Origin of the sequence: Variovorax sp. dw_954, from assembly GCF_018449755.1 — a bacterium.
Taxonomy (GTDB): domain Bacteria; phylum Pseudomonadota; class Gammaproteobacteria; order Burkholderiales; family Burkholderiaceae_C; genus Variovorax.
Map to the genome: position 1 here is coordinate 37,016 of NZ_JAAVVD010000029.1, position 13,092 is coordinate 50,107.

12 protein-coding genes are annotated in these 13,092 nt (G+C 64.2%); 2 read left to right on the forward strand and 10 right to left on the reverse strand.

The window, feature by feature from the left end:
- Positions 1-60: 60 nt before the first annotated feature.
- The 4 genes from HB681_RS31705 to HB681_RS31720 all read right to left on the reverse strand — a co-directional run bounded on the left by HB681_RS31705 (position 61) and on the right by HB681_RS31720 (position 5,163).
- On the reverse strand, positions 61-1,596 hold the full coding sequence (locus HB681_RS31705) for a sugar ABC transporter ATP-binding protein (protein ID WP_213958863.1): 1,536 nt from the start codon (positions 1,594-1,596) through the stop codon (positions 61-63).
- A gap of 35 nt (positions 1,597-1,631) precedes the next feature.
- Positions 1,632-2,597: a sugar ABC transporter substrate-binding protein gene (locus HB681_RS31710; RefSeq protein WP_213958864.1), complete on the reverse strand. Its 966-nt coding sequence runs from the start codon at positions 2,595-2,597 to the stop codon at positions 1,632-1,634.
- A gap of 91 nt (positions 2,598-2,688) precedes the next feature.
- Positions 2,689-4,146 carry an aldehyde dehydrogenase family protein gene (locus HB681_RS31715; RefSeq protein ID WP_345944787.1) on the reverse strand — a complete coding sequence of 486 codons (1,458 nt, stop codon included), beginning with the start codon at positions 4,144-4,146 and terminating at the stop codon, positions 2,689-2,691.
- Positions 4,147-4,155: 9 nt separating this feature from the next.
- Positions 4,156-5,163 carry an amidohydrolase family protein gene (locus tag HB681_RS31720; RefSeq protein WP_213958865.1) on the reverse strand — a complete coding sequence of 336 codons (1,008 nt, stop codon included), beginning with the start codon at positions 5,161-5,163 and terminating at the stop codon, positions 4,156-4,158.
- A 105-nt stretch (positions 5,164-5,268) separates the two neighbouring features.
- Here HB681_RS31720 and HB681_RS31725 point away from each other — a divergent pair, with 105 nt between their 5' ends.
- Positions 5,269-6,264, forward strand: coding sequence for an AraC family transcriptional regulator (locus HB681_RS31725; protein ID WP_213958866.1), 996 nt, complete (start codon positions 5,269-5,271; stop codon positions 6,262-6,264).
- A 51-nt stretch (positions 6,265-6,315) separates the two neighbouring features.
- On the opposite strand, the gene HB681_RS31730 is transcribed toward HB681_RS31725, so the two are convergent.
- From HB681_RS31730 to HB681_RS38855, 6 genes are all read right to left on the reverse strand, one after another.
- A complete protein-coding gene (locus HB681_RS31730; protein ID WP_213958867.1) occupies positions 6,316-6,876 on the reverse strand; it encodes a MarR family winged helix-turn-helix transcriptional regulator in 561 nt (186 codons plus the stop codon).
- 145 nt (positions 6,877-7,021) lie between these two features.
- Complete coding sequence (locus HB681_RS31735) at positions 7,022-7,891, reverse strand: fumarylacetoacetate hydrolase family protein (protein ID WP_213958868.1); 870 nt, start codon at positions 7,889-7,891, stop codon at positions 7,022-7,024.
- Positions 7,892-7,925: 34 nt separating this feature from the next.
- Positions 7,926-9,188, reverse strand: coding sequence for an MFS transporter (locus tag HB681_RS31740; protein ID WP_345944788.1), 1,263 nt, complete (start codon positions 9,186-9,188; stop codon positions 7,926-7,928).
- 29 nt (positions 9,189-9,217) lie between these two features.
- Positions 9,218-9,730, reverse strand: a complete 513-nt coding sequence (locus HB681_RS31745; RefSeq protein WP_213958869.1) for a flavin reductase family protein — start codon at positions 9,728-9,730, stop codon at positions 9,218-9,220.
- Positions 9,717-10,640 (reverse strand): VOC family protein, encoded by a 924-nt coding sequence (locus tag HB681_RS31750; protein WP_213958870.1) that lies wholly within the window; start codon positions 10,638-10,640, stop codon positions 9,717-9,719. Before HB681_RS31750 ends, HB681_RS31745 begins: the two co-directional genes overlap by 14 nt.
- Positions 10,641-10,657: 17 nt before the next feature.
- Complete coding sequence (locus HB681_RS38855) at positions 10,658-11,902, reverse strand: acyl-CoA dehydrogenase family protein (RefSeq protein ID WP_345944789.1); 1,245 nt, start codon at positions 11,900-11,902, stop codon at positions 10,658-10,660.
- Positions 11,903-12,053: 151 nt separating this feature from the next.
- On the opposite strand from HB681_RS38855, the gene HB681_RS31760 reads away from it, so the two are divergent.
- The gene (locus HB681_RS31760) at positions 12,054-13,082 is read left to right on the forward strand and encodes an amidohydrolase family protein (protein ID WP_213958871.1); all 1,029 of its coding nucleotides are present in this window, start codon (positions 12,054-12,056) and stop codon (positions 13,080-13,082) included.
- Positions 13,083-13,092: the final 10 nt, after the last annotated feature.

Consider the following 13,092-nt stretch of genomic DNA (forward strand, 5'->3'; position numbering starts at 1 on the left):
GCTGCAGCATGGCCGGCGCCCAAACCATCCGCGGCGCCTGAAGTGAAATTGGTTCGGACATCATTTCTCCGGATGGGTGACGTCGGCGACGATCCGAGGAAGGGTTGCCTCCTGAGCCGCGTAACGGCCGACGATGGTGCCGCGGTACATGGTGACGATCGCATCGGAAAGACCCAGCACTTCGCTGAAGTCGGTAGATGCGACCAGGATGCCGTAGCCCCGTGCGCACAGGGCTCGCATCAACTTGTAGATCTCCGCGCGAGCGCCGACGTCGATGCCGCGGGTGGGCTCGATCATGACAATCACCCGCGTGTCCGGATCGTCGACATAGCGGCCGAACGCTATCTTCTGTTGGTTGCCACCGCTCAGTTCGCTGGCCAGGGACGACAGTCGGGCCCTGTTCAGCGTGACGCCTTCCGCGAGTTGGCCTGCTTCGGTGCGCAACGCGGCACGGTTGACCAGCCCCCATCGGCTGCGGCGTGGCAGACGCGTCGCCACGAGATTGTCGGCAACGGTTTGATTGACGAAGATGCCTTCGCCGGCACGGTCACCAGAGACGAAGCGAACGCCCGCCTGGAAGGCCTTCTCCGGACGTCCCAGCGGGACCGGCCGACCCTCGACGACAACTTCTCCGACGGCATTGTTCAGCAAGCCGCAGATCGCCCGGACCACGCCCTCCGCGCCGCATCCGACCTGGCCGGTGAGGCACACGATCTGTCCTGCGGGCACGGCAAGGTCGATCGGGCCGGCAACGTGGGGGATATTCAATCCACGAATGGAAAGGGCGACCGGGCCCTCGGACGTTGCCTGACGGGTGGGGTACATCTCCCCAAGCGAGCGGCCCAACATGAGTTCGATGAGAGATTTGCGGTCGACATCAGCGACGCTGCAGTCAGCGACCACCTCACCGTTGCGCATCACCGTGGCGGTGTCGCACAGCTCGAAGACCTCCGACAATCGATGCGTGATGTAGAGGATGGATTTGCCAGTCGAACGCACGGCCCTCAGCGCGGTCAGGACGCGGGCGATCTCCTGGTCGGACAGCGTGGCTGTGGGCTCGTCGAGGATCAGGATGCGGGTGTCGCGCGCCAACATCCGCACGATCTCCACAATTTGCCTTTCGCCCGTGTTCAGTTGGGCCACCGACGCGTCCAGGTCGATATTGCCCGCCCCCAGGTCTGAGAGTATTTGTGCGGCGCGTTCGCGAAGGTGTCGGGCCCGGTGGAAGAAGGGAACCCCGATGGTCCCGAGCCAGATGTTGTCCAGCACGCTCAGATCGGGGCAGACGCTGAGTTCCTGCGACACGAGGTTGATGCCGTTGGCTTGCGCCTGTCGGGGGCCGTCGAATCTGCGGACCTCGCCGTCGAGTCGGATTGTTCCGTCGTCCGGAGAGACGATGCCGGTCAACACCTTTACCAAGGTGCTCTTGCCGGCGCCGTTCTCGCCGCAGATGGCTCGAATCTCGCCTGCGCACAACGTCAGCGAGACGTTGTTGAGCGCCCGGACGCCGCCGAATCGCTTCGATAGCCCTTCGATGTGCAGGAGCGGTGCCGGAGCGTGTGCCGCGGAGTCTTGGCGTGCTGCATCAAGGGGCACTGCGGCGGATCCTGCGGCTGACTCCGGCGCCCCTCTCAGTACGAACATGCGCTCTTGACCTCGGCGAGGTTGGCTTGCGTCACGAGGCGGTGTTGTTCAAAGTAGGTCTTGTCCACGGCCTTGCCTGCCAGGACCTCCTGCAGCACTTGAGACGCGCGAGTCGCAGAAACCTTCGGCAGCATTTCGACGGTTGCGGCCATATCTCCGGTGGCCAGGTTCTGCATTCCCACCGCTTGGCAATTGCCGCCGACGACAACAAGGCCGTCCTTGCCGCCAAGCTTCTGGCCGACCGCGTTCGCCGCCTGAATGGCTGCGTTCGCAAGCCGATCGTTCATGCCGTAGATGCCATCGAGATTGCCGGTTGCGGCGAAACGTGCAATCAACTGGCCGGCGGCTTGCTCCGCTGCTACCGGGTTCCAGCGAACATCCTCGACCGCCACGATCTTGGCCTCAGGCGCGTATTTCGCCAATGCGCTCTCGAAGCCCTTCAAACGCGTGGGTGCGATGCCATCGGCGAGCGAACCTGTCACCGCTGCGACCCGCCCCTTGGTCTTGCCGGATTTCATGAGGGCGTTCGCCATCGCTTCGCCGGCGATCTCGCCCAGGCGCCTGGAGTCCTCCCCCACATAAGAGACGATCAGGCCGGACGCGGATTCTGGCAGTGGCGAGATCACGGCCATCACGGGAATGTTGGCCGCCTTGGCGCGTTGCAATGCAGGAAGGATCGCGTTGAGGCTGAGCGCCTGCACCACCACCGCATCAAACTTCTGCGCAACCGCATCGTCGATCTGTCGTGCCTGCAACGATGCGTCGAACGGGCTGCTGAAGATGCTGGCGTCCATGCCCAGCGCACTGCTCTGCGCCTTGAACGTCGTAGCCCAGGTGCCGACGAAGGCATCCTGCGTGGGCGCGAGCATGACGGCAACCCGCTTGTTGCTTTTCTGTGCCAGCGCGGGCGATGCCGCCATGCCCAGGATCGAGGCCGCGCAGAACAGGCGCATGAATGTCTTTGTGAGGTTCACGTTGTCTCCGTTGTTAATTCTTGGCCCAGCTGCACGCTGGGCGACTCATCCATCAAAGCCGCTCCAACGCTCATGCCGACGGCATGGCAAATGTCTGTGAAATCTGCTTGGTCTCCAGAAAGTCGTCCATTGCGCTCGGGCCTCCGAGGCGGCCCATGCCGCTGTACTTGAAGCCGCCTTCTTCGATCTCGACGGCGAGGTTCGCCCAGCTGTTGATTGAAATGAGGCCGGCCTCGAGCCGTCGTGCCACCCGCATGGGACGGTCCACGTCGCGGCTCCACACGCATGCGCTCAGGCCGTATTGCGTGTCATTCGCCAGAGCGATGGCTTCTTCTTCCGTGTCGAACACCTGCAGTGTCTGAACCGGGCCGAACACTTCGTCCTGCACGATGCGCAGGTCTGACGACGTTACAGCGAGGAGGGTGGGGCGGTAGAACGCGCCTTCGGACAGGGCAGGCGAGATCGCGGGACCACCGCGCACGATGGGTTGTGCGCCTTGAGCTATCGCTTCTTCGACCATGGCGTTCACGCGGAGGACTGCGGCCTTGTCGATCATTGGGCCCATGTCCGAATCCGCGGCAGATGCCGCGCCGGGTCGAACCCGCTCCAGTTTCATAGCCAGTTCAGACTGCAAGCGTGAAGCGATCGCGCGTTGGACCAGAATCCGGCTGCCCGTCATGCAGAACTGCCCGGCGAAGACTGTGGCCGATTTCTCGAGGACCGGGAGTAGAGCTTCGAGGTCTGCATCGTCGAAGACCAGATGCGGCGTCTTGCCGCCCAGTTCGAGGCCGACGCGCTTGAGGTGAACCGCCGCGGCCTGCGCGATTCGCCGGCCCGTCGCCGTGCTGCCCGTGAAATGGATCACCGGCACTTCGGGCGATTCCACCATCAGCTTCGCACCTTCCGCTCCCGACTCGATAAAGATGTTGACTGCGCCGGCTGGAATTTCCGGCACGCTGGCAACGATCTGGCTTGCAAGTGCCGCCGTCTGCGCGGCCTCCGCAGGCATCTTGACGACGGCTGTGCATCCGGCGGCAAGCGCCGGGGCCAAGGCGCGAATCATCAGGTAGGCAGGCGAGTTCCACGGAATGATCAGACCTGCCACGCCCGCTGCCTGTCTCAGCGACAGGGACTGCGTGCCAGGCTTGACGTCGAGTACGCGCCCGAAGTTCTGGGTCGCGAGACCGGCCGAGAAGCGTAGGCACCGAACGATATGGCTGGCTTCGTAGGTGGCTTCGCGCCGCATCTTTCCGTTCTCGCGGCATACGGAGTCGATGATGTCGTCGAGCCGGCTGGCATAGGCATCCGCGAGGTGGCTGAGTGCGCCGGCGCGCGCCATCGGATCTGAACGCCAGAGTGTCGTCTTGAACGCGGTTGCGGCACTTGCGATGGCCCGTGAGGCGACCTCGGCGCCGCCGTCGCGATACGTTCCGATGACTTCGGCCGTTGCCGGATTCACGCTCTCCCGAATGTGGCCCATGGCGACCGATTCACCGCCGATCCAATGTGTGGCTGTCGGGTGTGGCACCGGGCTTCCTCAGGGAGTGACGGCGAAGGCCGCCGACAACAGGGCGGCGGCGGTTCCACCTGCGATCGCGCCGCGCTGCTGATCTGTCAAGCCCTTGGCCTCATCCAGAAAATCGACGGGATCCCAAGCGGCCACCGGATAGTCGCCGCCCAGAACGACACGATCCGCCCCCACGCGCTCGACGAGGATCTCCAGCGTCCGGGGGTCATAGACGCAGCTGTCGTAATAGAAATCGCGCAGGTACTCGCTCGGCTTCTTCGATAGGTTCTTGGTCGTCCAGGGCTTGTCGGTCACGTTGCGATCCAGGCGACCCATGTAGTGAGGCATGTAGCCTCCGCCATGTGCCATCACGATCTTCACGCCGCGGTGCCGATCCATCACGCCCTCATAGATCAAGGACGACATGCAGCGTACTTCTTCGATCGACTGGCCGATGGAGTTCCACATCGCATAGTCCTGGAACCACATGTCGCGCACGCCGTCCGGATGAATGAACGCCACCACGTTGTTTTCACGGATCGCGCCCCACAAGTCGTCGAAGCGTGCTTCGCCCAGATAGTCGCCACGATACTGACTGGTGAGATTGATGACGCGCAGGTCCATGCTCAACGCGCGTTCGAGTTCCTTGACTGCCAGCTTGGTGTCGCCAAGCGGGACTCCGAAGCTTCCAATGAATCGATCAGGAAAGCGGTCTACCCAATCGGCGGCTTGGTCGTTGACCAGTCGCGCGAGATAGAGCTCCTCCTCAGGCTCGGCCCAGGTGCGCCCCTGTATCACGTCGCAAGAGGAAATCACATACTTGTCGATGCCCCGAAGTTCCATGTCCTCGATCTGACGCTCGGGCTCGAACATCTTCTTGAAGTTCTCGCTGTCCGTCGGCATTCGCTGCTTGCCAAAGCAAGTGAAGACGCTGTGTGCGCCAGAGCGCTCGAGCACCTCGGCGTTCAGGAAGTGAGTATGGAAGTCGATGCAGTGCGGGCACCATTGGCGATACCGCTGCGCGGTTTGTTCGGACATTGCCTTGTCTCCTATTTGGCTTGACGAACTGTAGGCAATGCCGCTCGACCAAAGAACCCTTGCGGCGCTCAGAAAGGTTGCAGATCGTCCCATATATGGGCTTCTGTGCGGGTCGAGGGTGGGTATCTCCTTACACTCCAAGCCGTGGACTCCCTGTCGCTTCTCCTCGATTCGATGCACGCAAGCACCGCCCTGGCGATGTGCTTTCGCTTGTCCGCCCCCTTCTCCATCGGGAAGCCTCACGTCGAGGGCATCCCGATTCGTGTTTCGGAGGGCGCGCCCTATTGGCTCAAGGTGGCGCAAGGCGACTGGATGCATGTGGAGCCTGGCGATCTTGTCTTGCTGCCGCATGGCGACCCGCATGTCATGGCATCCGATCCGGCCGTGCCAGTGGTGCCACTGTCGCAGGGGTTCACCGAGCTTGGACTGCAGGAGTGGGTGGGCCCGGGCCGCGAGATGCCGGATCCGCGCGTGATGAGTTTCGGCGGGCCTGGTGCGCTCACGACCATCGTGGGCGGTATCCTGGTATTCCGGCAAGCGGCGCGCTTTCCGTTTTTCGAGGTCCTGCCACCGGTCATCCATATCCGCGCAACGGGACGGCCCATGCTGGCCCGCCTTGGGTCGGCCATGCAGGCATTGCTCGAAGAAGCCAAGGAGGCGGAGCCGGGCTGGCACATCGCTGTGTGCCGCCTTGCCGAGGCAATCTTCGTGCAGGCGTTGCGCGCCCACGTCGCGCTCGAGCGCGAGGCTCGGCCCGGATGGTTCGAGGCGCTGGGGGACCCGAAGATCGGCAGAGCGATACAACTGATCCACCACGACCTTGCCAATGACTGGACCGTCGAGAAGCTTGCAACAGCGGTCGGAATGTCACGCTCGCGCTTCGCCGCTCGCTTCTCGGAGTTGCTTGGAAAGTCGCCAATGGCCTACTTGTCGCGAGCCCGGCTTTCACTCGCCGCCGACAAGCTCGCGAGGGGTGGGAGCGTCTCGGCAGTGGCCGCATCCTGTGGGTACGCTTCCGAAAAGGCATTCTCACGAGCCTTCGGCAATTGGTCTGGCAAGCCACCGGCGGCCTATCGCCGCGACACCAAGAACTCGAGCTAGCGACGTTCGACAACGTCGTGCGGTTGCGGCGGTCGAACTGCCGGGCGGCAGTCAAATACTCCCGTCTTCCTGCGCGCGCCTCTTCCGGACGCGTCTGGCGACGGTCAATTTCCGGTTCATGCCGGCTGAGTCGTCTGTGCTGTCGACCATGTTGTGGTAGATCGCATGCAAGGTGCGCAGAGTGGTCTCGACGTCGGCCTTCGGCACGCCAGTGAGGGAGCTCTTCTCGATGCGCATGCCGTGCGGCGTCAGCTCTTTCACCATCGTTTTTCCGGCGGGCGTGAGTGTGAGCAGGAAGGCGCGCTTGTCGGCCGGCGATACCACGCGGGCCACCAAGCCGCGTGTCTCGGCGCTGGCCACCGAGCGCGATAGGTACGACAGCTCGGCGCCGGTGTGGTTTGCCAGATCGGTCAGTGACTGCTGATCCTGGTAGCTAAGCGCGGCGAGCACACGCCAAGTCTGCAAGTTGACGCTGTGTGCCTTCAGTTCGTCGCTGAAGCGCGCGGCGATGATGTTCGCCGCTCTGTTGAGGAGGTAGCCGATCGAATGCTCTACGTCGAACAGCGCCCCGCCGGGCGGCGCAGGGAGCTTCCGGCTCGCGGACCTGGGCATCGGCGCACGCTTGGCGGGGGGCGTGGGAGAGGGCGTTCGGGGAGGACTTCGAGTCATTTCGGCTGGGAGGTTCACGGTGGCGGCGCTGAATCCACGCCATGTCGTTTGGTAGCTTAAACCATGATCTCTGGCCTTTGGCTCCCGCTCAAAACGGTTCGGGTACCACGCGATTCTCGATTGCGCCGATGCCCTCGATCTCGGCGCGCATCACGTCGCCCGCCTTCAGGTAGCTTGGTGGATCCATCGCCACACCGACGCCCGAGGGCGTGCCGGTGGCTAGCAGGTCGCCCGGTTCCAGCGTGAAGGCGGCCGACAGGTAGGCGATCTGGGCATCGATGTCATGGATCATCTGGTTGGCGAAGTCGTCCTGGCGCAACTCGCCGTTCACCCACATGCGAAGACGCAGGGCGTCGAAGTCTGCGATCTCATCGGGCGTCACGATCCACGGGCCGGTCGGACCGGAAGTGTCGAAGGACTTGCCAACAGTCATGGTCGGCGTCGCCAACTGCCAGTCTCGCACCGAGACGTCGTTGCACACCATGTAGCCCGCGATCACCGAGCGCGCGTCTTCGCGACGCACATGCCGACAGCGCTTGCCGATGACCACGCAAAGTTCGACCTCGTAGTCCAGCTTGTCCGACACCTTTGGCAGGTGCACATCGCCATGCGGGCCGTTGATGCACGAGACCTGCTTGTTGAACCAGACCTGGGTCGGCGGCGTCTTGACGCCGACCTTGGTTGCCTCTTCGACATGCTTCTTGTAGTTCATGCCGATGGCGAGGAACTTCGAAGGATTCGGCAGGGGGGCCAGCAACTTCACGCTGGCCAACGGATGCGCATGCGCGGCACTGGCCGGGATCGCCTCGGCGATCGCCAGGACGTCCGCTCCGGCCTGAAGCAGTTCGCGCATCGTGGCGGGGAGCGAAGGCGCGTTGGCGGGCAAATCGATGACCCGATCGCCTTCGACCTTGCCGATCGAAGTCCTGTTGTCGAAAAAGTAGGTGACGAGTTTCATGAGGGTTGCAGGGAACGAAGAAGAAAAAGAAAGTTCAGGCTGGTCGGATGCCCGACGCCGCCTGGGAAACAGGCGCAATGGCCTCGGTGCCAGCGTGCTGCACCGGGAAGGCATAGGTCCTGGGCATGCGCAGCAGCGCCACCGCGGCACAAGCCAGCGTGGCGACAAAGCCGATCAGGGCAGTGCTGTAGGAGCCGGTGGCGTCGAAGGTCGCAGCCATCACGAAGGGGCCGAGTCCGGTGCCCACAGTGAAGATCGCGAACAGGTAGCCGTAGACCTGGCCAAAGGCGCGCAGCCCGAAGTAGCGGCTTTGCAGGTAGCCGATCAGGTCGACCTCGGCGCCGAGGCCGATGCCCACCATGACTGCGCCGACCGTGGTCAGCACCGGGTCGGAACTGGCCAGCAAGGTGATGACGCCGAGCGCGGGAATCACGATGAAGGCGATCGCCACATGCGGCGCGAAGAAGCGGTCGAGGAAGTAGCCGCACGCCAGCCGCCCGACGATGAGCGAGGCGCCGATGCTGGCGAAGATCGACACCGCCTGCTGCGCCGGAATGCCGCGGTCGGTGAGCAGCGGAGCCAGATGCACGATGATGCCATTGGCCACGATGGGAATACACAGGAATACAAAGGACAGGACCCAGAAATTCGTTGTCCGTACCACCTGCCTGGCCTCCAGTCCGGGCAGCATGGCTGAAGTCAGTGCACCACGGCGTGCCGTCGGTTCGCTCAGGAACAGCGCCACCGCCGGAAAGGCGATCACGAACACCGTGGCGCCCAGCGCGACATAGGCGCCGCGCCACCCGAAGTTATCGAGATAGAGCTGCGCGAGCTTCGGAATCAGCGCGGTGCCGAGGCCGACGCCCGTCATCGCGATGCCCATCGCCAGGCCGCGCCGGCGGTCGAAGGCGCCGGCGATCGACTTGGCATAGGGCAGCGGTGCCTGGCCGCCGCTGAACACGCCGAGGACGCAGAACATGCCGATGAACACCGGCGCCGCTGCGGGCGCCAACGACATGGCGGCCGTCGACAGGGCGAAGAAGCTGATGGCCAGCAGCGTGATCGGCTTGACGCCATGCTTGTCGATCAGACGTCCGACGAACGGCGTCGCGGCCGCGGCGCAGAAGGAGCCGAGCATCACCGCGGCCGACAGCACGCTGCGGTTCCAGCCGAACTCGGCCATGATCGGCTTCATCAGCACCGAGGTTGAGAACTGCAGCACGGTCACGTTGCCGACGATCAGGCCCAGCACCGAGCCGAGCACGATCCACCAGGGATTGCGAAGCTGAATGGACACGTTGTCTCCTCGTTTTCTTGGAAATGAAGTCAGGCGGCCGGCTGCCGGCGGTCTTCGACGAAACGGCCGGCATGGAACAGCAGGGGCTCGCTGCTGGCGTAGCTGAAGCGTTCGACCTGACCGAAGAACATGACGTGATCACCACAGTCGGTCATATTGGCCCTGCGGCATTCGAAGCGTGCCAGGGCGTTGGCCAGCACCGGCACATTGCCGATGCCCTGCAGCAGTTCACCTTCGAGCAACGCGAACTTGTTGTCCGACGGTCGCGCGAAATGCATCGCGATGTGTTGCTGGTCGGCGGCCAGCACATGCACCGCGAAGTAGTCCGACGCCGAGAAGGCGGCCAAGCTGGGCGCATTGCGGCCCAGGCACCAAGCCACCAGCGGCGGGTCCAGGGACACAGAGCTGAATGAGTTCACCGTGAGCCCCGCCGCACGACCGTCCTGGCCGAGGGTGGTCACGACGCAGACGCCCGTGGCGAAGCGTCCCAGCGCATTGCGCAGTTCGCGCGGATCGACGGCCGCGCCTTCAATGGTGCTCATTGCTCACCTCGCTGGTTTCCATGGATGCATTCGGGCCCGCGCCGGTGAAGCAGCGGGGATCGCGGGTGGAGCCCCATTGGTCCAGCCACTCGGGGCGCAAGGGAAGCGCGCGTGGCTCGCGCGCGAAGGTCTCGGGAAAGGCCTCCATGCCGAAGCTGTATTCCATCGTCAGACCGTCCGGGTCGAGGAAGTACAGGAACACGCTTTCGGACGCCGGATGGCGGCCGGGCCCGAAGACGATTGGCGATTCGGCGCGACGCAGGCGGCTCAACGCGCGTCCGACGTCGTCGATCTCGGTCACCATGAAATTTACGTGGTGCAGGCTGTGGCCCGGGAACTTTGCGATGCCGATGCCGTGGTGATAGGGGTTCGGCCAGCAGCGCAGGAAGGTGATCATGTCACCGACCGCGTCGGAGATCTTGAAGTTGAGCACCTCGTGCCAGAAGCGCAGTGCCGCCTCGGGCTGCGGCGTGTTGAATACCACATGGCCCAGCCGCTGGATGCGCGCCACCGTAGGCTTGAACGGTCGTGCTGAGTCGTCGGTGGGAACGTAGAACTCGATGGTGGCGCCGACGGTGGGCTCGAAGATCCGTATCGCCCGCTTTTGGGCGCGCGCGTGGCAGGCCTGCGACGTGCTTTCGTGCACCTCGATGTCGGCTTGGGCCAGCCGCGCCAGCAGGGGTTCGAACTGCGCCATGTCCTCGAGCATGAAGCCCGCGCAGCGCAGGCCCGCGCTGGCAGCAGCATGCAGCACGAAGTTGTGATGCTCTTGGTCGCAGCGCAGCAGCACCTCGCCGTCAGCCCCTGTGCCGACGTACTGCAACCCCACCACCTCCTCGTAGTAGCGGCGCGAACGCGCCAGGTCGGTGACGTCGATCTCGACGCGGCCGAATTTCTGATAGCGGATCATTGGGAAGTCCTGCGTCTTCAGTACTGGCCGCGCGGCGGCAGGCCGAGGCGCATCTGGCCGCACATCGTGGAAACGGCGTTCCAGTTGACGCTGATGTGATGCGCCACTGCGTGGATGTCGCGCCATGCGCGCTGCACGCCGTTGTCGAGGTTGATGCCGGTGCCACCCACGGCGTCGAACAGGCCGTTGATGGCGTTCACGCACAACTTGACGGCATAGGCATGGCCTCGACGGAACTCGATGCGCTGCTCGGTGCTCGGCTTGCTGCCGCATGCCGCCATGTCCGACACCACGCGAAGGTCGCGCTGCAGGATCAACTGGGCCGCGTCGACGGCTGCCTCGGCTTCGGCAATGGCCGACTGCACGTGGCCGAAATGGCCGATCGTGTTGCCGCCGCCGACGAAAGCGCCCCGCGTGGTGCGCGCGGCCACGCTCTCGACGAATTCATCGATCGCGCCTCGCAAGGCTGCGACCGCGGGATTGGCCAGCAGGGGCGGAAAGCCGCTCAGGAAGGGGATGCGGTAGATCGGCGACGAATTCACCAGCGCGCCCGGTGATTGCTGATCCAGCACATCAGCGAAGCTCACGCTGCGATGCGCGGGCACGAAGATCTCTTCCTCGATGGCGATGTCCTTGCTGCCGGTGCCTGCAAGTCCGACCGTGTGCCAGTTGTCGATGATCCGGTACTGGCCCTCGGGCACCAGCAGGAACATGGGCCGCGGCGGCTGGCCCTCGCCCGTGGAAAGCATGCCGCCGAGTGCCAGCCAACTCGCGTTGTCGCTGTTGCTGCCGAAGCTCCAGCGGCCCTGGAACTTGTAGCCGCCGTCGACGCTGCGTATCTTTCCGGTGGGCGCGATGCAGGAGGCGACCACCGCCTCGGGCGCTTCGCCCCACACGTCGTGTTGCGCCTGGTCCGGGAACATGCCGAGGACCCACGACATGGCGGCGCTGAGGCCGTAGCACCAGCCAGTCGAGGTGCAGCCGCGTCCAATTTCAAAGGCCAGGCTGCGCAGCTCTTCGATGGAGAGTTCATAGCCGCCGAAGCGCTTAGGTTGCAACGCGCGGTAGAGGCCGGCATGGCGCAGCATGTCGGTGACCTCTGGCGAGACACGGCGATCCTGCTCGGTCTGTCGGGCGCGTTCGCGCACCACGGCGCTCAGGGCGGTGGCGCGGGCCATCAATTCGTCGAAGGTGGGGTTCCTCGCTTTCGTGGCGGCGTCGGCGCGCACAGGCCGCGCGAGGGTGGTTGCATCTGAAGTCACGGTGAGCTCCAATTAGGTTGTAAAAGCGACCTTTTGTCTGAATCGAATTAGAAGACAATATGGTTGCTTTTGCAATCGTATTGGCTGGCTTCCCGACTAGGGACTAACCCTTGGCAGGGAGTTACATCACCACTTCGGAGACCTACAAGACATGGACCACCCAACGCTTCGCCCACGCTGTGGCTGCATCGACATCCACACCCATGTCGTGCCGCGCGACTTCCCGGCCTATCTCGGTTCGCGCATTGGCGTGCCCTGGCCTTCGATGGCGCAGGCGCAGCCCTGCCATCGGCACGTCATGATCTCCGGCAAGGTCTACCGCACCGTGCCCGAGCAGAGCTGGGACACGGTGCTGCGCCGCGACGACATGGACCGCATTGAAGTCGATCGCCACGTGCTGTCGCCGATGCCAGAGCTGCTGTCGTACTGGCTGGCGCCCGACGATGGCGCAGTGCTGTCGCGCTACCTCAACGAGACCCTGGCGCAGATGGTCGCTGACGCGCCCGCACGCTTTAGCGCGCTGGGCGCCGTGCCGCTGCAGGACGTGGACCTTGCGACCCGCGAACTCGACCACGCGATGCACGTGCTGAAGTTGTCGGGCGTAGAGATCGGAAGCAATGTGAATGGCACGGCTATCGGCGACCCTCGGTTCGAGCCCTTCTTCGCAGCCGCGGAAGCCTGGGGCGCAGCAGTGTTCGTGCACCCGCTGCGTCCGACCGGCATGGACCGACTCGTGGGGCCTTCGTCACTCGAACAGGTGGTGGCGTTTCCTGGAGAGATCGGCCTGGCGGCCGCCTCGCTGATCACCGGCGGCACGCTCGCGCGGCATCCCAGGCTGCGCATCGCGATGAGTCACGGCGGGGGCTCTATCCAGGCGCTGGTGCCGAGGCTGCAGTTCGCATGGGAAGCGACGCAGGCGCTGCGCGATGCCATCGAACTGGCTCCCAAAACGGCGGCGCGAATGATGTTCTATGACAACCTGCTGTACGACGCTGCGCCCATCCGAGCGTTGATCGAGATGGTCGGCGAGACTCAGGTGATGGTCGGCACCGACTACCCGTTTGCAATCATGGATCGCGAGCCGGCCCGGCGGCTCCTGTCGCTCGAACTCAGCGAAGAAGCCACGGAGTTCCTGCGATGGCGCAATGCGGCGCGTTGGTTGGCCTACGACGCGGTGTGAGCGCCGAGGG

What these genes read in the sequence shown, in the direction of transcription:
- HB681_RS31710 (WP_213958864.1), bottom strand. Translation starts at nt 2,597, where the DNA reads ATGCGCCTGTTCTGCGCGGCCTCGATCCTGGGCATGGCGGCATCGCCC.
- HB681_RS31720 (WP_213958865.1), bottom strand. Translation starts at nt 5,163, where the DNA reads ATGTCCGAACAAACCGCGCAGCGGTATCGCCAATGGTGCCCGCACTGC.
- HB681_RS31730 (WP_213958867.1), bottom strand. Translation starts at nt 6,876, where the DNA reads ATGCCCAGGTCCGCGAGCCGGAAGCTCCCTGCGCCGCCCGGCGGGGCG.
- HB681_RS31735 (WP_213958868.1), bottom strand. Translation starts at nt 7,891, where the DNA reads ATGAAACTCGTCACCTACTTTTTCGACAACAGGACTTCGATCGGCAAG.
- HB681_RS31745 (WP_213958869.1), bottom strand. Translation starts at nt 9,730, where the DNA reads ATGAGCACCATTGAAGGCGCGGCCGTCGATCCGCGCGAACTGCGCAAT.
- HB681_RS31750 (WP_213958870.1), bottom strand. Translation starts at nt 10,640, where the DNA reads ATGATCCGCTATCAGAAATTCGGCCGCGTCGAGATCGACGTCACCGAC.
- HB681_RS31760 (WP_213958871.1), top strand. Translation starts at nt 12,054, where the DNA reads ATGGACCACCCAACGCTTCGCCCACGCTGTGGCTGCATCGACATCCAC.